At 39.7% G+C, this 20,943-nt stretch carries 15 protein-coding genes and 1 tRNA gene; 10 read left to right on the forward strand and 6 right to left on the reverse strand.

Going from position 1 to position 20,943, the window contains the following annotated elements; all coding sequences use genetic code 11:
* Nucleotides 1-6 precede the first annotated feature (6 nt).
* The 8 genes from B0O44_RS06750 (at nucleotide 7) to B0O44_RS06785 (ending at nucleotide 13,242) form a co-directional block, all read left to right on the forward strand.
* Nucleotides 7-1,464 carry a SusD/RagB family nutrient-binding outer membrane lipoprotein gene (locus B0O44_RS06750; RefSeq protein WP_110828469.1) on the forward strand — a complete coding sequence of 486 codons (1,458 nt, stop codon included), beginning with the start codon at nucleotides 7-9 and terminating at the stop codon, nucleotides 1,462-1,464.
* Between the two features lie 12 nt (nucleotides 1,465-1,476).
* Nucleotides 1,477-1,929 (forward strand): hypothetical protein, encoded by a 453-nt coding sequence (locus tag B0O44_RS06755; RefSeq protein WP_110828472.1) that lies wholly within the window; start codon nucleotides 1,477-1,479, stop codon nucleotides 1,927-1,929.
* A 425-nt stretch (nucleotides 1,930-2,354) separates the two neighbouring features.
* A complete protein-coding gene (locus tag B0O44_RS06760) occupies nucleotides 2,355-5,570 on the forward strand; it encodes a SusC/RagA family TonB-linked outer membrane protein (RefSeq protein WP_110828474.1) in 3,216 nt (1,071 codons plus the stop codon).
* A gap of 12 nt (nucleotides 5,571-5,582) precedes the next feature.
* Complete coding sequence (locus B0O44_RS06765) at nucleotides 5,583-7,070, forward strand: SusD/RagB family nutrient-binding outer membrane lipoprotein (RefSeq protein WP_110828476.1); 1,488 nt, start codon at nucleotides 5,583-5,585, stop codon at nucleotides 7,068-7,070.
* Nucleotides 7,071-7,101: 31 nt separating this feature from the next.
* On the forward strand, nucleotides 7,102-7,644 hold the full coding sequence (locus tag B0O44_RS06770; RefSeq protein WP_110828479.1) for a lipid-binding protein: 543 nt from the start codon (nucleotides 7,102-7,104) through the stop codon (nucleotides 7,642-7,644).
* A 398-nt stretch (nucleotides 7,645-8,042) separates the two neighbouring features.
* Nucleotides 8,043-11,096, forward strand: a complete 3,054-nt coding sequence (locus tag B0O44_RS06775; protein ID WP_170123282.1) for a SusC/RagA family TonB-linked outer membrane protein — start codon at nucleotides 8,043-8,045, stop codon at nucleotides 11,094-11,096.
* Between the two features lie 11 nt (nucleotides 11,097-11,107).
* A complete protein-coding gene (locus B0O44_RS06780; protein WP_110828484.1) occupies nucleotides 11,108-12,502 on the forward strand; it encodes a RagB/SusD family nutrient uptake outer membrane protein in 1,395 nt (464 codons plus the stop codon).
* A gap of 56 nt (nucleotides 12,503-12,558) precedes the next feature.
* Nucleotides 12,559-13,242 (forward strand): hypothetical protein, encoded by a 684-nt coding sequence (locus B0O44_RS06785; protein ID WP_146229780.1) that lies wholly within the window; start codon nucleotides 12,559-12,561, stop codon nucleotides 13,240-13,242.
* A gap of 46 nt (nucleotides 13,243-13,288) precedes the next feature.
* On the opposite strand, the gene B0O44_RS06790 is transcribed toward B0O44_RS06785, so the two are convergent.
* Nucleotides 13,289-14,188 (reverse strand): S66 peptidase family protein, encoded by a 900-nt coding sequence (locus B0O44_RS06790; RefSeq protein WP_110828489.1) that lies wholly within the window; start codon nucleotides 14,186-14,188, stop codon nucleotides 13,289-13,291.
* On the opposite strand from B0O44_RS06790, the gene metG reads away from it, so the two are divergent.
* Together metG and B0O44_RS06800 are read left to right on the forward strand one after the other, a co-directional pair.
* On the forward strand, nucleotides 14,187-16,337 hold the full coding sequence (metG, locus tag B0O44_RS06795; protein ID WP_110828491.1) for a methionine--tRNA ligase: 2,151 nt from the start codon (nucleotides 14,187-14,189) through the stop codon (nucleotides 16,335-16,337). The two genes, B0O44_RS06790 and metG, sit on opposite strands and share 2 nt — an antisense overlap.
* A gap of 143 nt (nucleotides 16,338-16,480) precedes the next feature.
* Nucleotides 16,481-16,552: transfer RNA gene (locus tag B0O44_RS06800), tRNA-Arg, on the forward strand.
* A 445-nt stretch (nucleotides 16,553-16,997) separates the two neighbouring features.
* On the opposite strand, the gene B0O44_RS06805 is transcribed toward B0O44_RS06800, so the two are convergent.
* The 5 genes from B0O44_RS06805 to B0O44_RS06825 all read right to left on the reverse strand — a co-directional run bounded on the left by B0O44_RS06805 (nucleotide 16,998) and on the right by B0O44_RS06825 (nucleotide 20,771).
* Nucleotides 16,998-17,549 carry a nuclear transport factor 2 family protein gene (locus B0O44_RS06805; protein ID WP_110828494.1) on the reverse strand — a complete coding sequence of 184 codons (552 nt, stop codon included), beginning with the start codon at nucleotides 17,547-17,549 and terminating at the stop codon, nucleotides 16,998-17,000.
* A gap of 161 nt (nucleotides 17,550-17,710) precedes the next feature.
* The gene (locus tag B0O44_RS06810; RefSeq protein ID WP_110828497.1) at nucleotides 17,711-18,010 is read right to left on the reverse strand and encodes a c-type cytochrome; all 300 of its coding nucleotides are present in this window, start codon (nucleotides 18,008-18,010) and stop codon (nucleotides 17,711-17,713) included.
* A gap of 160 nt (nucleotides 18,011-18,170) precedes the next feature.
* On the reverse strand, nucleotides 18,171-18,524 hold the full coding sequence (locus B0O44_RS06815; protein WP_110828499.1) for a DUF1622 domain-containing protein: 354 nt from the start codon (nucleotides 18,522-18,524) through the stop codon (nucleotides 18,171-18,173).
* Nucleotides 18,525-18,615: 91 nt separating this feature from the next.
* Nucleotides 18,616-19,305: a response regulator transcription factor gene (locus B0O44_RS06820; RefSeq protein ID WP_110828502.1), complete on the reverse strand. Its 690-nt coding sequence runs from the start codon at nucleotides 19,303-19,305 to the stop codon at nucleotides 18,616-18,618.
* Nucleotides 19,305-20,771 (reverse strand): sensor histidine kinase, encoded by a 1,467-nt coding sequence (locus B0O44_RS06825; protein ID WP_110828505.1) that lies wholly within the window; start codon nucleotides 20,769-20,771, stop codon nucleotides 19,305-19,307. The genes B0O44_RS06820 and B0O44_RS06825 overlap by 1 nt, the downstream gene beginning before the upstream one ends.
* Nucleotides 20,772-20,943 lie beyond the last annotated feature (172 nt).

Here is a 20,943-nt window from a genome sequence, read left to right on the forward strand (position 1 = left end):
AAAAAAATGAAAAAGACTTATATATATTTATTGATTTTAGTGTTGGCTTCAAGCTTTTCACTATCTTCTTGCAAAAAGTATCTGGATATCAATAAGGATCCTAATACGGCAACAACAGTAGATCCAAAATTACTGTTCTCTTTTGCGGTGGTGTCGTACGCCAATTTAAGGTCAAGCGGGGATTCCTATATTCCTTTTGCCCTTGCCGGACAGTCTGTAGCTACAGGCGGGAATAATCCAACGGGCTGGGGTGTTCCTTCGGAGGAACAGTATAAAATTTCTTCATTTAGTAATGCAAATTCATGGAGGGCTTACTATACCACAGTTGGAGCAAACTTAAAAGAAGCTATAAAATTGGCGGAATCGGCTTCTCCGGTGAATAATAATGCGGCCGCACAAAACAAAATTGTTTTGGCCATGTGTGCTTATGAAGCAACAACTGTTTTTGGTGATGTTCCGTTTTCTGAGGCATGGAATACGAATATTTCTTATCCGAAGTTTGATGCACAAAAAGATGTAATGGAAGGCTGTATTGCTTTAATTGATGCGGCTTTAAAGCAATTTGATGATGCAAGTCCTTTGAAGATATCAGATTATGATCTGTTTTACAAAGGAGATTTGAATAAATGGAGAAGATTAGCCAATTCAGTGAAGCTGCGGATCCTAATGACGATGGTGGATAAAGATCCAACCAAAGTTGCAGCAATTGGTACCATGATAACTGCTGGAAATTTTATTGGAGCTTCAACAGACAATTGTCTGATTAATTATCAGGATGTTGCGGGTAAGAAAAATCCTAAATTTTTATTGAATGAGCAATACAATAACGGGGTGGACTTCTTTTTTGGGTGTAACTATGTTGTTGACTTTATGCGTAACCTTGCTGATCCAAGATTACCTAGATTCTTTACCAAACCTGACCAAGCAGCAGATTATTTTGGCGTGGAGAATGGAGCAACAGCTGATGATAATGTGAATGTCAGGGTTTCGCCTTTATTGCATTCTGCTGTTGAACCTGAAGTTTTCTTTAGTTATCAGGAAGAGCTTTTTTATGAGGCTGAAATCCAGGCCAGAGGACTTGGTGTTCCTGTGAATCTTGCTGCGGCAACAACATTGTACAGAAAGGCTGTTCAGCAATCCTGCCTGTTTTATGGTGTTGATGCGGCTACAGCCCAAACTTTTGCTGCTTCTTTACCTGATTTATCTACAGTAGCCTCTCCGGTGAAGCTGATTCATATGCACCATTGGGTGGATAAAATGGATAGGGGCATAGATGCTTTTACGCAGTGGAGAAGATCAGGGCCTTCAGGAGATGAAACGCCAGCACTTAAACTACCAATTGGAGCTCCTGCAGGGCCATTGTTCAGAAGGTTTGAATATCCGACAACGAATGAGATTGCGGTTAATCCCAATGCACCAAAGAACAGGATAATGTTTACTGAGAAAATGTGGTTTGACCTTTAATTAGCACCAATTATGAAAAAGATTATATTTTTAGTTTCGATTTTGAGCATTGTGATGTTCCAGTCCTGTAAAAAGCATGACTCCCCGGGGGATAATTATGATTTTAGCAATAGTTTGCCACCATATGTAACGATAAAAGACCTTAGTGAGGTGGATGTGGCGCCAGGTGATCCTGTAAGTATTACTCTGCAGATGAGGACCAGTTTGCAGCAAACCGTTACAGCAACCTACAAAGTTGAAGGAGCAATTAATATTCCTAACGCCACTGTGGTTTTTCCACTGGAAGCAAAAGAAGCGAAGATTACTTTTAATGCTCCAGCAAATGCTGTTGTTCCACCTGCTACGTCTGCAACCGCGGTGTTTACCCTTATCAAAGCACAAACGGCTGATGGGCGGGCTTTAACCATTGGACAGGACGCAAACGCATCGCTTCAAAAAGTAAGTGTGGTCATTACGCCACCTTGATGAGCTTTTATATGCCTTTAACCCGGCCGGTTTGGTTGGCAGGAGGTAATTAAAAATAAGTAAGGTTTTTATATAAGAAAGGCCGTCCGGATATCCGGACGGCCTTTCTTATATACGACCTTTTCTATTTTTCTCTCATAACCATTGAGGCATCTCGGGCTCTTAAAAGCGCCATTCTAGTCATAAAAATTTTGTACAACGCGTAAATATACTTAAAGGAAAAAAAATAAAAATTTACAGCCATTGTTTTTACGGCTATTTTGCCATTATTTTTCTTTCAAAAATTATTAATACGGTTTTTGGTAATTTTAGTTAACTTTTTGTGTTTTTATAAATAAAAATTGTGAATTTATATTTCTTAAATAGAATTATATAAATAATTTGCTAGCTTAGATTTAACAAATTATTTATTTAAATATTTATTTATGAAAAAAATTATACAATGTTTGTTGTTTTTTGTGCTCTTTGCTGCAAGTGCAATGGCTCAGAACAGGACAATAACCGGTACGGTTAAAGGGAAGGAAGATGGTCTTCCTATTCCCGGGGTATCGGTTAAGTTAAAAGGAACTTCAACCGGTGTCGCTACCGGCACAGATGGCAGGTACGCCATCCGGATCTCTTCAGCAAATGCAATTCTTGAATTTTCTTCTGTGGGTTATGCGCCGCAGTCGGTTGCGGTTGCTTCAAAAGATGTAATTGATATCTCTTTAGGTACCGATGCAAAAACTTTGGGTGAAGTTGTGGTAACAGCGCTGGGCGTATCCAGAGCGAAAAAGACATTGGGTTATTCTTCTACTCAGGTCAGTGCTGAAGAAATTAACCGGGCCTCACCAACCAATCTTGCTTCTGGACTACAGGGAAAAGTTGCCGGTGTTGACATTTCGACCACATCAGGACAGCCAGGCGGGTCTAGTAAGGTTATTCTAAGAGGTTTTTCTTCTATTTCTGGGAACAACCAGCCCCTTTATGTCATAGATGGTGTTCCGGTTAATAATACAAGACCTGGTGGAGCGGCGGTTGTTAATAGTATTGGTGATTTAACAGATAATTATGATTTTGGGAACGCGGCAAATGACATTAACCCTAATGAAATAGAAAGTGTCAGCATTTTAAAAGGTGCGGCAGCAAGCTCCCTGTATGGGTCAAGGGCTTCAAATGGGGTCATCATTATCACAACAAAAAAGGGAAAGGCCGGTGCTTTTAAAGTAGATTTTTCCAGTTCGGCTGCCTTGACTAAAGTATCCATTGTGCCGGATCTTCAGGATCAGTACGGACAAGGGTTTTCCAGAGCAAACAACATTGCCGAAAATGGGAGCTGGGGAGCAAAACTGGATGGGCAAATGAGACCCTGGGGTTCTGAGGTAGATGGTGTCCGTCAGTATAGACCATTTTCAGCGGTGAAGAATAATTTTAAAGACGCTTTTGATACAGGAAAGGAGTTTAACAATAACCTCTCTTTTAGCGGGGGCAATGAGGTGTCAACTTTTCGCTTTTCTTATGGAAATGTCTATAGCAATGGGATTCTGCCCGGGGCAAACGATACCTACAAGAGAAATACGATTGGCTTAAGCGGATCAACAAAATATAAGGCAATCAGTTTAAATGCGTCGGTAAATTATGTTGGAAAGAATACCAGGGCGCCCAGAACCGGTACACCAAAAAGCGGGGTAGGGACTACTTTTTATGAGGATATTTTACAAATTCCTGTGGACTTTCCCATCAGGGCCTTTGAAGATTATAAGAATAAATACTATAACGTAGATGGATACTTTAGTGCTTATAGTCAAAATCCCTACTATTCTATATATGAAAATGGTGCCACCTTTAAAAGTGATCGGGTGTATGGTAATATTGATGCGAAGTTTAAAGCATCTGACTGGCTTAGCTTTCAATTCCAGCAGGGCTATGACATCAATAATATCGTTGATAAAATCTGGGATGCTAAAAGCGCTGCTACGCCAGGTAGCTGGGCGGGAGGGGGAAATGATGAAGGGGCAGTTCGGAAACCGAATGTGGGTGATGTGGTTGAAGGATCTGAAAAGTATTTTGAATTTGATTCTAAACTAAATGCCTTGTTCAATAAAAAAATCAGTACTGACATTGATGTAAACGGTTTGGTTGGCTTTAACTTTAATGACCGAGGTTCAAGAGTTTTATATACGGGTGTAGAGGATCTGGCTATTCCGGGGTTTTATCATATAGAAAATTCGCCCAATAACCCGACTTCTACACAAAGTTCCACGCAAAGACGTTTGTTCGGTTTGTATGCTTCTGCGACTATCGGTTTTAAAAACTATGCATTTTTAACTTTAAACGCCAGAAATGACTGGAGTTCCACCCTCCCGGTACAACAAAGAAGTTATTTTTATCCAGGGGCAAATTTTTCTTTATTGTTGTCTGAGGTTTATGACCTTAAGAGCGCAAACATCAGTTTGTTTAAAATAAGGGCTGCATATGGTAAAACAGGAAGTGATACCAATCCATATAGTATTTATAATACCTTGACTAAGGCCAATATTAATATGGGTTATGCCCAGATCAACTTTCCTATTGACGGGGTTTCTGGTTACACGATTTCCAATACACTTAACAACAGTAACCTCAGGCCTGAAATTAGTACAGAAACAGAGTTTGGGGCAGAGTTGAAATTTTTTAACAACCGATTGGGACTAGATATCTCTTATTATAACAGGGTAACCAATGATCAAATTCTGCCGGTTGCATCTGCCCCTTCTATTGGTTATAATTTTAGAGTGGTGAATTTTGGTAAAGTCCGCAACCGGGGTGTGGAGATCGCTCTAAGTGGAACACCTATAAAAACAAAGGATATCTCCTGGGATATCATGTATACTTTTACAAGGAATAGAAATGTGGTCCTTGCATTGCCGGATGGTCTGAATAAAGTGGTGCTGAAAAGTGCTTTCGATGCCCAGCTTGTTGCCCGTGTGGGGCAGCCGCTGGGGGTAATTGAAGCACCGGTGGCTAAGTATGACCCTCAGGGACGTATTGTTGTAAGTGCAAATGGATTCCCCCTTCAGGCCAATGACCTTGGTGCTTATGGTAATTCCCAGAGAGATTTTATAATGGGTTTGAATAACAATTTTCGCTACAAAGAGTTTTCCCTGGGCTTTGCAATAGATTATAAAAAAGGCGGCGTCTTTTATTCGGGCTCTGCCGACTTGCTGAATTTTGTGGGTAATTCTGCCAATACCCTGTTTAATGACCGCCGAACTTTTATTGTGCCAAATTCTGTAGTGGAAGTTAAAAACAATGCGGGACAGGTTATTGGTTATGCAGAAAATACAAAAGCAATTACAGAGAGTAATGTTTTTGCTTACTATTATACCGACCTCGCCAGGGCAATTGCCTATAAGAGTAGAATAATCGACAAAACCTTCATTAAACTCAGAGAGGTAACCTTAAGTTATACCTTGCCTGGAAAAATAGCCAAAAAAATAGGTGCAGAAAGAGCTTCTGTAACCTTATACGGACGAAATTTATTCACCTGGCTTCCAAAAGAAAACAGAATAATTGACCCTGAAGTTTCAAATCTGGGGAATGATCTGGCTAGTGAATTCGGGGAGTTTAGAAGTGGGCCCTCTACCAAAAATTATGGACTTTCTTTAAATGTAACTTTTTAGCAATCGGCAATCATGAAAAATATATTCAAAAATAAAATCATAGGACTCTGCTTACTGTTTTTTGCATTAAGTTGCAAAAAACTTGACATCAACGAAAGTCCTAATAATCCGCCACTTGGTGCTGCTACGGTAGAAGTACTTTTTCCGGCTGCAGTGATGTCAACTGTAGCGATGTCAAATGGTGAATTGGCTATTGTTTGTGGGTTGTGGGCCCAATTCTGGACTCAAAGTAATGGGGCTAGTCAGTATCGGACCATAGATGCTTATAGTCTTTCTAATTCAGCTCCTTATATAAATACGCCTTATGCTGAATTGTATAGTGGGGCTTTGAACGATTACCAGTTGGCAGCTCAAAAGGCTGTAACAGCAAATGATTGGAGTTATAACCTGATGATTACGGTGATGCGCGCTTATACTTTTGAAGTCCTGGTCGATTTGTTTGATAGAGTCCCGTATACCGAAGCATTACAATCTGCAACGATTTTGCAGCCCAAGTTTGATGATGGTTATACGGTTTACAAAGGGTTGATTGCGGAAATTGATGCTGCGCTGTCAAAGGATTTTCGAAAAGGGTCTCATTCTGCAAGTCAAATTAAGACTGATTTTGTTTTCGGCGGCCATGGAAATGCAAATTTTGCTGATCAAATGGATAATTGGGAAAAATTTGCAAACACATTGAAGCTTAAAATGTATCTGAGAATGGTGAATGCGAAACCCTCGGAAGCAGAGGCTGGAATTAGAGGTCTATATCAGAAAGGGGCCCAATTCCTGAATTTAGGGGCAGGGTTGAATGTTTTTGTTGATGCCCCTGATAAAGGAAATCCCTTTTTCGAGTTTGAAGGCAGAAGGTTAAACTTTAACAACCTGAGGGCAAGTTATACCCTGACCAGCTGGTTGAGCAAAAATAGCGATCCACGGGCAAGTGCTTTTTTTGGAGCGGCTAACCCGGTTCCTTCAATTCATCAGGGGGATTACCTGATCGGAAACAATGCTGCGGCAACGCCGGTAATTAAAGCCACAGATCCTGCATGGCTGATTAGTGAAGCGGAGTCTTATTTTATGCAGGCAGAGGCTTTGGAGCGTTATTTTGGAGGTGCTGGTGCAAAGGCCTTGTATGATAAAGCAGTCACAACCGCTTTTGCTCAGGTTGGTTTAGCCCCGGGGGCTTTAATCACTGCTGGGGGTGCCTATGAATACCCCTCTTCAGGTACACTGGATCAAAAAATCGAAGCAATAATTGTACAGAAATGGGCTTCTTTATTTGGTTCGCATGCACTTGAGGCCTTTTTTGAGCAAAATCGAACAGGGTATCCCAAAATAAGTCCTGTATATTCAAAAGATCCGGCTTATGTTCCCGGACAGCTCGTTTATTCACCCAACGGGGCTACCGGAGCAGGAAATTTTCCAAGAAGATTTGTTTTTCCTGACGTAGAGAAAAGCCGGAACACGAATACGCCCGCAGAAGCTCCAATTTATACCAAGGTGTGGTGGGGTAAATAGTCTTGTGTAAACAGAATTAGAATTAAAGAAAATGAAAAAATATATTTTAAGAAGGACCCTTGTTGTCCTGGTGATTGCTGTTTTTATTTCTTCCTGCAAGAAAAATGTGCCCGCAGGTGGTACGGCAATGGAAAAGCTGGCTGGAGATTGGTTTGTCAAAGTGAATGATAAGTCGGGATTTTATTGGACCATATATACCTATAATACTTCTGATAATTCTTCAGTAACGATGTGGCTGGAAACAACTGGACTTACCTCAAACAATATCCATGTGAACACAGACCCTGCAAAAGGACCTGTAAAAGGTCTTCCTATTGGATTTAAAGGTAAGGTAAGTGTGGATGTGGGTGCTCAAAGTTTTTCAGCAAATAATGTTGCAAATGTAAACGCAAATGCTGCGGTAACGGCTTTTAGTATTGCTAATGGAAAGGTGATTAGTAACGGGACAGTTGGGCCAGTTTCTAATACCCCTGCGGATTTGATTACTTTTGACCTGATCGTAAATGGAGTTACTTATAAAGTAAGCGGTTATCATAAAACAGGGTTCATCTCAGACGAACCCCCGGGGGGCTAGGCCTAAGTAAAGAAGCGGTCTTACAAGTATAAATGAAAAGGGATACACTATATCGTGTATCCCTTTTCATTTATACATAGAACTTCTGTTGGTGTGGCCAGTGTTATTGATGGTACTGGAAGATCCGGAGGGAAATCTAATTCTGTAGTTTTGACATTTTCTTCAATTGGTCTGGTTTACCTATGGTTTTAGGTGATTTCAACACATTCGTGTTTTTTTAACATTTCTTTAATTATCAACATTACCTGAAGATTTTTCTTCCATAACAAATTATAGCTCAAAGCCTTTAAAATTGGCTTTTTCTTAAAATAATGTTAAATAATGTTAAAATTTATTTGCACAAGAGCGAAACAACGAATATATTAGACCATTATTATTCACCTAAATTTTTAAAATTCATGAAAAAACTTCTACAAAGTTTGTTCGTGTTTATGCTTTTTGCGGCTTCAGCAATAGCTCAACAACGGACAATAACTGGTACAGTTACGGGAAAGGAAGACGGATTACCGTTACCTGGTGTAAGTGTAAGAGTTAAGGGGGCTGCAGGGGCCACACAAACAGGATCAGATGGAAAATTTACGATTAAAGTGGCTGCATCAGCAAGAGCTCTTGAGTTTACTTATATCGGCTACCTGTCTAGTTCGGTCGAAATCTCAGGAAATGTAGTTAATGTTTCTTTGACCTCTGACTCTAAATCATTAGAGGAATTGGTTATTACAGGTTATGGTTCTACAACTAAGGTTAGAGCAACGGGTTCTACGGTAACTGTTGGAGCTAAAGATCTGGAACAAACACCTTTTACATCAGTAGATAAGGCCTTGCAAGGTCGCGTAGCTGGTTTACAATCAGTTGGTGCTTCTGGTCAGCCAGGTGCCCTACAATCTATCAGGATCCGTGGTCTGGGTTCCATCTCAGGTTCTTCAGATCCATTGTATGTTATTGATGGTATTCCAGTTAACTCGGGTGACCTTTCTAACAATACAACAACTTCAAATGCTTTAGCTGGATTGAACCCGAATGATGTTGAAAACATGACGGTTTTAAAAGATGCGGCTTCAACAGCGATTTATGGTTCACGTGGTGCCAATGGTGTAATTTTAATTACAACCAAAAGTGGTAAAGCCGGAAAAACTAAAATCAGAGTGGATGCAGAGTATGGTTTTGTTAAACCAGGAACTTTCAATGGAAATACAAGGCCTTTAACAACAGACGAAAACATTACATTAATTGGTGAAGGTTTATTAAACAGACCAGATCTGGTAGCAGCTTACGGATTGACACCAGCCAATATCAGGGCTTTTGTGGTTTCTCCAGATGGAGTTGGAATCAATGAAGGAACCAACACAGATTGGTATAAAGCTGTAACCAGGACAGGTAAACAACAAAGTTATAACCTGGCTTTCGATGGTGGCGATGCCAAAACACAGTTCCACGTTGGTGGTGGTTATTTTAGCCAGGATGCTACTGTTCAAAGGTCAAAATTTGATCGTGTTTCCGGAAATGTGAACCTTAAGCACAAATTTAATGAGAAATTGTCTTTCGGAACAAACATCATCCTTTCGAGTTCAAACACAAAATCCTTATTAAATGGTGGTGCATTTGGAAACCCGGTATTGAGTGCTTTGTTCATCATGCCTGATTTAAGGGCAACAAATGACGATGGTACGCCAAATATTTCTGGTGCCTTGGCCCCAGGAGCAGGTTTGTTTAATCCATTGGCGATTCTTCAAAATGACAATGGAAACAACAATACCCAAAAAGCAATCACTTCGGTTTATGGTGAATATAAAATCCTTCCAAATTTAAAGATCTCTACTAAGTATGGTATTGATTACAATAATATAGAAGAGGATTCTTATAATAGCCCGACTTATGGTGACGGAAGAAACGTAGGTGGACGTACATATCGCAACTATACCAGGTATTTCAACTGGGTATGGACCAATTTGGTTGATTATCATATTGATATTGATGCAAATAATAACTGGGTTGCAAATATTAAAGCAGGTTACGAAGCCCAAAAGTCAAACTACTATTCTATAGGGTTAGCGGCTTATAATGTGCCGTTGAATACCAATTACCAGGTGCCAAGTGTTGGAGCAACACCGATTTCTACTACTGGTACAAATCAGGTGTATACTTTTGCTTCTCTTTTGGCTTTGGGAGATATCTCTTACAAAAATAAATATGTGCTTTCTGCAAGTTTCAGACGTGACGGTTCTTCCCGTTTTGGTGTAAACAACCAATATGGTGATTTCTGGTCAGTAGGTGGTACGTGGAATGCAGAACAGGAAGATTTTATCAAACAATACCAATGGATCAGCCAGTTGAAATTAAGAGCAAGTTATGGTCTTACTGGTAATGCCGGTACAGGTTACAACTCCTGGAGAACATTGTATGGTTTGACTAGAACGGGTTACAACTTTGTATATAATGGTGCAATCGGTAGTGGACCTACTCAATATGGAAATCCGAATTTAACCTGGGAAAAAACAAAAAGTTTTGATGTAGGTTTTGATTTGGGATTGTTTAACAACAGGTTAACTGCCAATTTTGATTTCTACAACCGTCAATCGACCAGTTTATTATTACCAGTAAACGTTTCTTATACGACAGGATTCGCCAGCTATATTGATAACTTTGGTGGTATGCGCAACAGGGGTGTGGAAGTAACTTTAGCGGGTTCTCCAGTTAAAACAAGAGATTTCGAGTGGAACTTAAACTTTAACATTGCCTTAAATAAAAACAAATTAACAAACCTTGTTACCGACAAACAGATTTCAAGTCCTTTTATTCGTCAGGTTGGTCAGGATTATCAGTCATTTTACTTGCCACAATATGCGGGTGTAAATCCGGATAATGGTATGCCTAGATGGTACACTGACGCTACCAGAACGACTACAACCGAAGTTTACGGACAAGCGCAAAGGGTATTGTTGGGTAAATCGGCCGCACCTAAAGCTTTCGGTAGTTTTGGAACAACCCTTACTTACAAAGGACTGAGCTTAGATGCCTTGTTCTACTACAATTTTGGAAACTGGATTTATAACAGCTATTATCAGTATCAAAACAGTGGTGGTGCCTACCTGGGATCCTACAACCAAAGTGCAACAGAATTGGCGCGCTGGCAAAAACCAGGGGACATTACAGATGTACCTAAAATGGTTTATGGTAATGGAACAAACTCCTTTGCTGTTTCGGACAGGATGTTAAACAGAGGTGACTTTGTTCGCTTAAGAGATATTACTTTAGGCTATAACTTACCTAAAGAATGGCTTACCAAAGCAAAGTTATCGAGCGTTCGTGTATATGCTAGAGGATCAAACCTGTTTACTTGGATCAAGGATAAAAAATTACCTTACGATCCTGAGTCTACTGGTACTGGAGGTACGAATACTTTTGAATTGTTTATTCCTAAAACAGTTACGTTCGGTGTGAATGTTGGATTTTAATTAGAAAAGAAATGAGAAAGAATTTTAAATATATTGTGTATTCAGGTATGTTGGTGGGCACATTAACTGCGTCTTCCTGCAAGAAAGACTTTTTTAATCAGCCACCTGCAACCTCAATCGATGCGACTGACGCTTTAAAGGCAGACGCTGATGTTTTAACCGCTTTGACAGGTACCTATGCCGGGTTAAGGAGTTCTACGTTATTCGGAAGAGCAATTCCCCTGCTTGGAGATTTAATGGCAGATAATGTTTTTACTTCGTCAAGGAATTCCGGTAGATATACGCAAAATAACAATTACTCTTATGTCATCAATAACGCAGATGTATTGGGTGTTTGGCAAAATGCGTATATGGTTATTTTGAGGGCAAACAATGTGATCAACTCTACTCCTGTTGTCACCTCTCAGGCAAATGTAAACCAGTACAAAGGAGAGGCCTATGCAATCAGGGCTCTAATGTATTTTGAATTGGTTAAAGCTTTTGCCAGACCCTATACAGACAATCCTTCTGGGCCAGGTGTTCCAATTGTGTTGAATTTTGACATTAACAATAAGCCAGGCCGCGCTACGGTTCAGCAGGTTTACGATCAGATTGCTGCCGATTTGGACAAAGCATTTACTTTAATGACCATTAATCAATCTGCTTCTAGATTTAGTAAATATGGAGCTTTGGCACTATCCGCAAAAGTGAACCTGTTCAAAGGAACTCCTGCAAGTTATCAATTGGCTTATGATCAGGCTAAAAGTGTAATTGCAAACTCGGGTAGAGCATTGTTGACAACAGGAAATTTTTCAAATTACTGGACTGCTGTGACTCCTCAGACTTATGAGACCCTTTTTGAGGTAATTTCTGATCAGATTGACAACGCCGGTTTTGATGAGTTGCCTTACTTTTATAGCCAGAGTGGTTACGGAGATGGTTTAACTACCAAAGCTTTTTATGACACGTTCTCTGCTACAGATTTAAGAAAAACTTTAATTACTGTAGGATCAAGGGTTAGAGCGGAAAACCCGGCTTATATCATCAATAAAATTTCTAATACGAAAGATTATGGTGGTAAAAAGATACTCCGCATTTCAGATATGTACCTGATTGCCGCTGAAGCGGGATATAACCTGGGTACGGCTGATGCCACAACGCTTCTTCAAACTTTGGTGGCACAAAGAGACCCTGCCTCAACGGTTACAGAAACAGGTCCTGCTTTATTGGAACGTATCCTTACAGAACGCAGGAAAGAACTTGCTTTTGAAGGGGATCGTTACCCAACATTGACCAGGCTGAAAAGAGACATTACCGGAAGGAATTCTTCTGTCTCTTCTGTCCTTTATACCAATTTCAAAAGGATCTTCCCAATTCCTCAATCTGAATTGGACAGAAATCCAATGGTACAAAACACTGGTTGGTAATATTTATTAATAGTTAGCCCTTCATAATTATGAAGGGCTATTTAATTTTTAGGCATATGTTAAAAAACAAATTTTTTCTTCTCCTTGTCCTTGCTGCAGTTACTCTAAATTCGGCGGCTCAGGCCCAACAGTATCTTGAAGATAAAAGCGGGAGGCCCTTTAAATCAGGATTAGGGGCAGACCTTACAGGAAACCCTTTGTTATTTGATGATTGGGTAAAAGGAACCGTTGAACTTTCGGGTAATAAAGTTTATAAAGATGTTCCCATGAATATTGATATTATGGGGCAGCAAGTTATTTATAAGGGCAAAGAAGGTGAGAAAATGTCTTTTAATGATGATGTTGTTTCTGCCGCTTTTTATTCAGTGAGAGATGGTGCAGTTGTAAACAGGGTATTTAAAAAAGGATTCCCGAAATCATCCAATACGACGCCTAAAGATTATTTTGAAGTATTGGCTGATGGACAGGTTAGCCTGTTAAAGCGTACCTGGAAAATTCTTTGGGAGGAGAAAGTATATAATTCTGCGACGCTTACCCAAACAATTTTAACCAAAACAGCTTATTACGTTTATAATAAATCAAACAATACGCTGACCTTGTTTAAACCCGGAAAAAGCGCTGTTCTTTCGGAATTGTCTAACCATAAAGCTGAAGTTGAAACTTATGCTAAAAATTCAAAGGTTAACTTTAGTAACGATACAGATCTTTCAAAACTATTTATATACTACAACTCTTTGTAGTAAGTACAACAGATTGGAAAAAGGGGATTCGAAAGAATCCCCTTTTTTATTTATACAACAACTCCGCCGCGCTCCCGGTAATGTTCAACTTCGCTTGTTTGCCTAATACGATTGCCTTATTGTCTTCAATATGACCTAGGGGAAAATTAAAACAAACCGGATAGTCATACGCCTTTACAATTTCCAGGATCACTTCTTCAGGTGATTGACCAAAAGGAATTTTTTCCTCAGGAAGCTCATTAAAAGCGCCCACAATTAGGCCTTTTAATGAGCTTAATTTGCCCGCTCTTTTGAGCATTCTCATCATTCGGTCCACGGAAGAGGGCGACTCGGCCACATCCTCTATAAATAAGATCTTATCCGTATAATCCATTTCAGAAACAGAGCCCTGTACCATCACCAGTAAGGTTAGGTTCCCTCCGATCAGGATGCCTTCTGCCGTACCCTCCCGGTTCGGAAAAGTACTTTTATAACGATACTCCAGGGGCTCACCGAACAGAGCTTTACGTAAAGACTCCAAAGCTTCAGGGGTCGATTCTTTAAAAGTATAAGGCATTTGCCCATGAATACTCTGAACCTGTAAATTGGCCATTACATGAGAAAGCAATACGGTAATATCGCTGAAACCAACGAGCCATTTGGGCTGCTGTTTAAATTTACTGAAGTCCAGCTGGTCTATAATCCGGATCACACCATAGCCACCTCTGGCCGCTACAATTGCTTTTATAGAAGGATCATCTAAAAAATGTTGCAGGTCTTGAGCTCTTAACTCGTCTGGGCCGGCAAACTGATGATGGCTGGCATAAACGCTTTCTCCAATAACCACCTCCAATCCCCATTGCTTAAAAACTCCTAATGCGAAATCTATATCTCCCGGTAGTTTTTTTGCAGGGGAAACTAGTGCAATTTTGTCTCCCTTTTTTAGGTGTGGCGGCTGTTTAATCATGGCTAAAACTCTTATCTTTGACAAAATAATAAAAATAGTTTTGGATAACAGTAAAATAAAAAGATATACCGTTACGGCGGCTTTACCTTATACCAATGGTCCGGTCCATATTGGTCATTTGGCAGGCGTATACCTGCCGGCTGATACTTATGTCCGGTACCTAAGATCCAATAAAAGGGATGTGAAGTTCATTTGTGGATCTGATGAAAACGGGGTGCCGATTACCCTTAAAGCAAAAAAAGAAGGCGTGAGTCCTCAGGAAGTGGTTGATAAATACCATAAAATCATCGGGGATTCTTTTAAGGAATTCGGGGTATCTTTTGATATTTATCACAGGACTTCTTCCCAGATGCACCACCAGACTGCTTCTGACTTCTTTGAGCACCTATATGATAAAGGGGTTTTTACAGAAGAGGTAACGGAGCAATATTATGATGAAAAGGCACAAACTTTTCTCGCCGATCGCTACATCACCGGAACCTGTCCTAAATGTGGCAACGAAAACGCCTATGGTGACCAGTGCGAAAATTGTGGCAGCACCTTAAATGCAACGGATTTGATCAACCCCAAATCAACCCTTTCGGGTGAACCACCAGTCCGGAAGGAAACTAAAAACTGGTTCCTGCCCCTTGATAAATATGAGGAACAATTGCGTACCTATATAGAAAGTCACAAAGAATGGAGGCCAAATGTTTATGGACAGTGTCAAAGCTGGCTGAATGCGGGTCTGCAACCAAGGGCAATGACCCGTGACCTGGACTGGGGGGTAAAAGTTCCGGTTAAGGACGCGGAAGGAAAAGTACTTTATGTTTGGTTTGATGCGCCTATCGGTTATATTTCTGCCACAAAAGAACTGTTTGATTATGCCAGGCTGGATGTTTGGAACCCGAAAGCAGAAGAATATTACATTAATCAGAACACCCTGTCCAAAGGGAACTGGGAAGATTACTGGAAGGATGAGCAGACAAAACTGGTTCATTTTATAGGTAAAGACAATATTGTTTTCCATTGTATTATATTTCCGGCCATGTTAATGGCGCATGGTGGTTATATTCTTGCGGATAATGTTCCTGCCAATGAATTTTTGAACCTGGAGGGACAAAAGATCTCGACCTCTAAAAACTGGGCCGTCTGGTTAAATGAATACCTGGAGGAGTTTAAAGGCAAACAGGATGTGCTTCGATATGTTTTGACTTCTACGGCCCCTGAAACGAAGGATAATGACTTTACCTGGAAAGATTTTCAGGCGCGCAACAACAATGAACTGGTGGCGGTGCTTGGAAACTTTATCAACCGGGTGGTAGTGCTCACCCATAAGTATTTTGACGGTAAGGTCCCTATGCTGATGGAAATTAGGCCCGAAGATCAGCAGGTAATTGATGAGCTTGCTGCTTATCCGGAAAAAATCAGTGCATCTATAGAAAATTACAGGTTCAGGGAAGCCCTCTCAGAGGTAATGAATGTAGCCCGTTTGGGTAACAAATACCTGGCCGATACAGAGCCATGGAAGGTGATCAAAACAGATGAAGATCGGGTACGGACTATTCTGAACATCAGTTTGCAGATTGCAGCAAGCATAGAGATCCTGATTGAACCATTTTTACCTTTTACAGCAGATAAGCTTATGAAAATGCTGAATTATGGAGGCCATTTATGGGAAGATGCGGGTAAAATGCATTTGTTACACCGTGGGCATCAGCTTAATCAGGCGGAGCTTTTATTTGAAAAGATAGAAGATGAGGTTGTACAGGCGCAGATAGATAAACTGAATAAAAGTAAAGAAGCAAATTCACTGGCCAACGCGGTGACGGCCTCTGCTAAAGAAAATATACAATTTGAAGATTTCAATGCCGTTGACATCCGGGTGGCCACAATCGTAGCGGCTGAAAAGGTTGAAAAAACGAAAAAGTTATTGAAACTGACCCTGGATACCGGATTGGATCAAAGAACAGTCGTATCGGGAATTGCTGAATATTTTAAACCAGAGGACATTATTGGACAGCAGGTGAGCTTGGTGGTGAATCTGGCGCCAAGGGAAATTAAAGGAATTGTATCACAAGGCATGATTTTAATGTCGGAAAATGCCGATGGGAAGCTTGATTTTGTTGCGCCCCGTGAAAAACACCATAACGGCAGCGTGGTCCGGTAAAAAGAACCTGCTGCGGTTTACCTGTATGAGCAATAAGGGCCTGATTGAAATTTGTTTAAAGAACTATTTAAACAAATGGTTTTATTAGTATATTTGCGGCCGTTGCCACTTGGAGGGTTCTTCAGAAAGGTAATGTGTTAATTGGTTTCGTAGTTCAACGGATAGAATAGAAGTTTCCTAAACTTTAGATATGGGTTCGATTCCCGTCGAGACCACGACTTTTGCCAGTAGTTATACATAACTGCTGGCTTTTTTGTTTTTAAAGAGGTGTATCAACTATATTTTATTTCTTTTCTGAACAGTTATCGGCAGAGGATATGATCAATAATTGTTACCTTCATATATGTTTGAATGGCAAGATTTACTGTTTGTTCCACCAAAAAGTAAGGCGGGTAAAATCATATACAAATTATTTCTGACCCTACTCGTGCTAGGTGGATTCGCATGGGCTGTATGGCAGATAATTTTGATTACGCAACGGCCGGTTTAAAACAATTTAATCGGTGAAATTACAGGAAATAAGAGTTTAAGTTGTTTGTTTCATTCTTGTGCCCAGACTCTTAAAGTCTTTCTTTAGCAAGAGCCCATAAAAGGATAAGACTTCCTCCCAGGATCGTTTCTTCCTCTTCAACTATGGACATCCCAAAGTTATAATATGTCCTAATCATTATGGATCTCGTCATGGCCATAGCTAATGATCCGGGAAATTTTCCACTGCCCGTCTTTAAATTGCCAGATGTGTATGAATTTGTAGGTCCCACTGATTTTTTCCTGCTGTCCTTTATTGGTGTGATAAAAACGATGGGTAGCAATTTCGACAGCCCCGTAGCCTTTTAACGGATGGACTTCAAAACTACTTTTAATTAACTCTCTCCGGATATGATTACCTCTTTTACACATTTCCCTGAATGATTTGAGTTCATTCTCCGATCCTATAGTGAGACCGCCCAGATCGTGATAGAACTCCAGGTCAGGTTTGAAAAATTTTTTATAGGTAACGCTGTCACAATTGTTAAAGGCATGAAATAAGAGGCTATCTGCTTTGAGGATCTCTTGGTACAGTACAGCCTGTTCGGCAGCAAGTTTATCTTTTTTAAGTGCGGAGGAATTATCTTGCTGACCATAACTTACATGAATCGAAAGTAGGGTTGCGAAAAGAAACATACTGAAAAATTTCAGGTGCATCATGTTGGGTTTTAGTGTTCTTGTCATAATCCTCTATTGGCAAGGCTGGTGCCAGGACTGAAAAAAGCGCTTTAAATCAAGCAGAGTTGTATTGAAAGAAAAAAGAACAAAGGACCGTGCGAAAACGGACAGTCCTTTGTTCAGTAAAGTACAATACTTCCTTGTTCGACCTTTACAGATTTACCTGTCTATTTTCTTAAGGTTTTAATATAGTCTATTAACAATAATAGTTGTTCTGCACTCAATTTTTTCTTCCAGGAGGGCATTATCCCCTTACCATCAGAAATAATACGGAGCAAGATGTCATTGGCCAGTCGGCTTTCCTGTAAATTTTTGGCGCCAAACATTCCCTTTGTGCCATCTTTGCCATGACATCTGATGCATTTGTTTTCAAATAGCGCTTTACCACTAAGCACATTTGTATTTGTTTGTCCTGTTGCTGATGCAGACAACATCAGCATAAAAAGAAGTGTAGAAAATAATTTCATGGATCTGATTTTTAGATAAAGATGCAGATCACTCTATAGGTAAAATAGAACAAAACCGACAGGTTTGCTCAAATTTGAAAACGAAAACAAAGGTCCTTAAAAAGAACACCAAAGCTCGTTAGTGCTTTAGGTTTTATTCTCCGGGGCTAGAAAATGCAGACTAATTTTCCTTGTGTCTTTTATTGACCGCAATATTTTCAATTTCTTTATTGAGGAAAAAAGAAAGTCCTGTGCGGATGAGAACTGTTCCTGCTAATATTCCCAGATCGTCAAAAGAAGGGTTGAGTATGGTATCGATCACATCTGATGCGATGAGAAATTCCAGACCAAGCAATAAGTAATAGCCTACTTCTATTTTAATTTGTACCGTTTTTGCCAGAGAAAAAGAATTTCGGAAACGATTAAGCTCGTTAACGATAAATTTGATCAGTCCAACCGAAGCGCCATAGCAAATGATGGCAATACTGACATAACTGATGATGTGTGATATGGACTGAAGTATAGAACTCATCATGGTGCGTTTATATAAAAATACGCAAAATATCCTTCAATCCTACTTTGCTGTAAGGCATGGGTTATGAACCATACAATTTTGAAGCCGTAGCCTAGCAGATCAGTTTATAGCCTAATCCACGGATATTGAGGATTTCAATATTAGGATCTTGTTTAAGGTGTTTGCGGAGCTTGGTGATAAAAACGTCCATTGTCCGGGTATTATAAAAATTGTCATCTCCCCAGAGAGATACCAATGTGGTCTTCCTGTCAAGTATGGCATTTTTATTTTTATACAATAAAAGTAAAAGCTCTGTTTCTTTATGGGAGAGTTTTATTTCAGGTTTTCCGGAAAAACGAAGCTCTTGTTTATGAGGGGAAAATAAAAATTGGCCGATAACATGTTGTTGCTCTTTCATTTTTTGCTCCTGAAAATGAGGCCTGTTTAATAATTCTTCTATTCTGAGGAAGAGTTCATCAAGGCTGAATGGTTTTCGCAGATAATCGTTTCCGCCGCTTTTATAACCCTTAATTAAATCTTCGGTAGAAGTTTTTGCAGTGAGAAATAATATTGGAATGGTCGGATTTAATTTTCTGAGTCGTTCAACCAGACTGAAGCCGTCCATCAGGGGCAACATCACATCTACAATACAGAGTGAAAAAGTATTGTTTTTAAATAGACCATAAGCCTTTTCTCCGTCCGGAGCATAACTGACCAGGTAATTCCGCTGTTCCAGACTCTCTTTCAATACCCTGGACAAAAAGGGTTCATCTTCTACTAATAAAATCTTATAAGTTTCCATTAAGCCAGTGGGATTTTAATTTTAAACACTGTTCCACGGGGCTGATTTGACGAGACTTTTATTGTCCCTTTGTGTTTTAGGATAACTTCTTTTACATAAAAAAGCCCCAGGCCATATCCTTTCACATCATGGATATTGCCAGTTGGTACCCGGAAAAATTTTTCAAAAATTTTATCCCGGTATTCAGGAGGAATCCCAATGCCATTATCTGCGATGGAAATTTCTGAATATTTGGTGTCATTATGGATCCTGATGTCCAGTTTGGGATCTGCTTTGTTGTATTTTAAAGCATTGTCTATGAGATTGATCAGGACATTCACCAGGGCTTGTGATTCGCCACTGATGATTATAGGATTTTTTGACGCTTGAAAATAAATACGGGCATTTTTGTCTTTGCTTTTTGGTAAGAGATCAGATATGGCCCTTTTAATAAGGGCATTGAGTTCAATATCTTCTGTATTTTTGTAAAGCCCAGTGGGACGGTTTAACTGGAGAATGTGGTTGGCCATAGAACTTAACTTCTCTGTCTGATAAAGAATAATGTTTAAATATTCTTTTGTTGTTTGGGCGTCGTGGTCGAATTTACCTAAGGACTCAGCGGTTATTTTTATAGAAGATAAGGGGGTGTTGAGTTCATGGGTCATGTTATTGATGAACTCATCTTTTAATTGTGCTAGTTTCTGTTGAGAAAATAAGGTTCGCAGGGTATATCCAAAGCAAAAAAGAGTAATAAAGATAAGCAGACAAGATGTAGTGATGAGCCATTTCATTGCTTTGAAGAAGTAGAGATTTGGATTTTGAAAAGCCGCGTAAACATATTGTTTTTCATAAGGTCTTTTTAGGGCAGAACTCATGGTGAGGGTAACAAACATTTGTGTTTTGGAAGGGAGCCCGAGGAATAATTTGAAAGGAGCATAAATCTCTTTTGATGCCAGTTCTTGTTTATAGAGCGGGATCAATACAGAAGTATCCAGTCTGGCCGCATTATAGATTTTACTCAGGCTGTCTCCGAGTTTTTGAGTATAGAAATATACAAAGCCTTTTTTTAAGTCCCTTTTTAATACGCTATTGGCGAAATGCTCAATAAAATACGATTTTGCGCTGGGTGTAATTTGTTTTAATTTCTCTTTAAAGGCAGCAAAACCTAAGGCAAAGCCTTTTTCTTTTGGGGAATAAGGAAACTTGTCATTTACATGGAAAACGGTATTGCTGTCTCTGTTGTTGTTTTCGCAGGTAATCTGGACCAGAGTCGTATCTGCCATCCAGGTTTTAAATTTAGAGATAATTTTCTCCTGCCTGAGGTCTATTTCCTTATTTAGGGCTATATCCAGAGCATTATTGATGTCTGTATTGAATTTTCTTAAAGTGGATTTATAATTTTGATAATTCCAATACAACTGGAGAACAGTAATCCCGGTAACACATAAGGACATCAGTATCAAGACCAGGATGATTCTTCTTCTCATTAAATAAAGGTAGTCCCACAGGGTATTTTTTAAAAATAAATTAACACTAATTAACGCTGCTTAACCTTGTTTAACCCGAGGGCCTTGTTTTTCTGATTTTCTTTGAAAAAAGAGAGCCGGCTTGAAATGATAATTTTAATCATTAAAGATGGCATCGGACAAATGAATGATC

The sequence above is a fragment of the Pedobacter nutrimenti genome, from assembly GCF_003208655.1.
Taxonomy (GTDB): Bacteria; Bacteroidota; Bacteroidia; order Sphingobacteriales; family Sphingobacteriaceae; genus Pedobacter; species Pedobacter nutrimenti.

Coding starts and splice junctions, on each gene's coding strand:
- B0O44_RS06750 (WP_110828469.1), top strand. CDS start 7: ATGAAAAAGACTTATATATATTTATTGATTTTAGTGTTGGCTTCAAGC.
- B0O44_RS06755 (WP_110828472.1), top strand. CDS start 1,477: ATGAAAAAGATTATATTTTTAGTTTCGATTTTGAGCATTGTGATGTTC.
- B0O44_RS06760 (WP_110828474.1), top strand. CDS start 2,355: ATGAAAAAAATTATACAATGTTTGTTGTTTTTTGTGCTCTTTGCTGCA.
- B0O44_RS06765 (WP_110828476.1), top strand. CDS start 5,583: ATGAAAAATATATTCAAAAATAAAATCATAGGACTCTGCTTACTGTTT.
- B0O44_RS06770 (WP_110828479.1), top strand. CDS start 7,102: ATGAAAAAATATATTTTAAGAAGGACCCTTGTTGTCCTGGTGATTGCT.
- B0O44_RS06775 (WP_170123282.1), top strand. CDS start 8,043: ATGAAAAAACTTCTACAAAGTTTGTTCGTGTTTATGCTTTTTGCGGCT.
- B0O44_RS06780 (WP_110828484.1), top strand. CDS start 11,108: ATGAGAAAGAATTTTAAATATATTGTGTATTCAGGTATGTTGGTGGGC.
- B0O44_RS06785 (WP_146229780.1), top strand. CDS start 12,559: ATGTTAAAAAACAAATTTTTTCTTCTCCTTGTCCTTGCTGCAGTTACT.
- metG (WP_110828491.1), top strand. CDS start 14,187: ATGGCTAAAACTCTTATCTTTGACAAAATAATAAAAATAGTTTTGGAT.
- B0O44_RS06790 (WP_110828489.1), bottom strand. CDS start 14,188: ATGATTAAACAGCCGCCACACCTAAAAAAGGGAGACAAAATTGCACTA.
- B0O44_RS06805 (WP_110828494.1), bottom strand. CDS start 17,549: ATGACAAGAACACTAAAACCCAACATGATGCACCTGAAATTTTTCAGT.
- B0O44_RS06810 (WP_110828497.1), bottom strand. CDS start 18,010: ATGAAATTATTTTCTACACTTCTTTTTATGCTGATGTTGTCTGCATCA.
- B0O44_RS06815 (WP_110828499.1), bottom strand. CDS start 18,524: ATGATGAGTTCTATACTTCAGTCCATATCACACATCATCAGTTATGTC.
- B0O44_RS06820 (WP_110828502.1), bottom strand. CDS start 19,305: ATGGAAACTTATAAGATTTTATTAGTAGAAGATGAACCCTTTTTGTCC.
- B0O44_RS06825 (WP_110828505.1), bottom strand. CDS start 20,771: ATGAGAAGAAGAATCATCCTGGTCTTGATACTGATGTCCTTATGTGTT.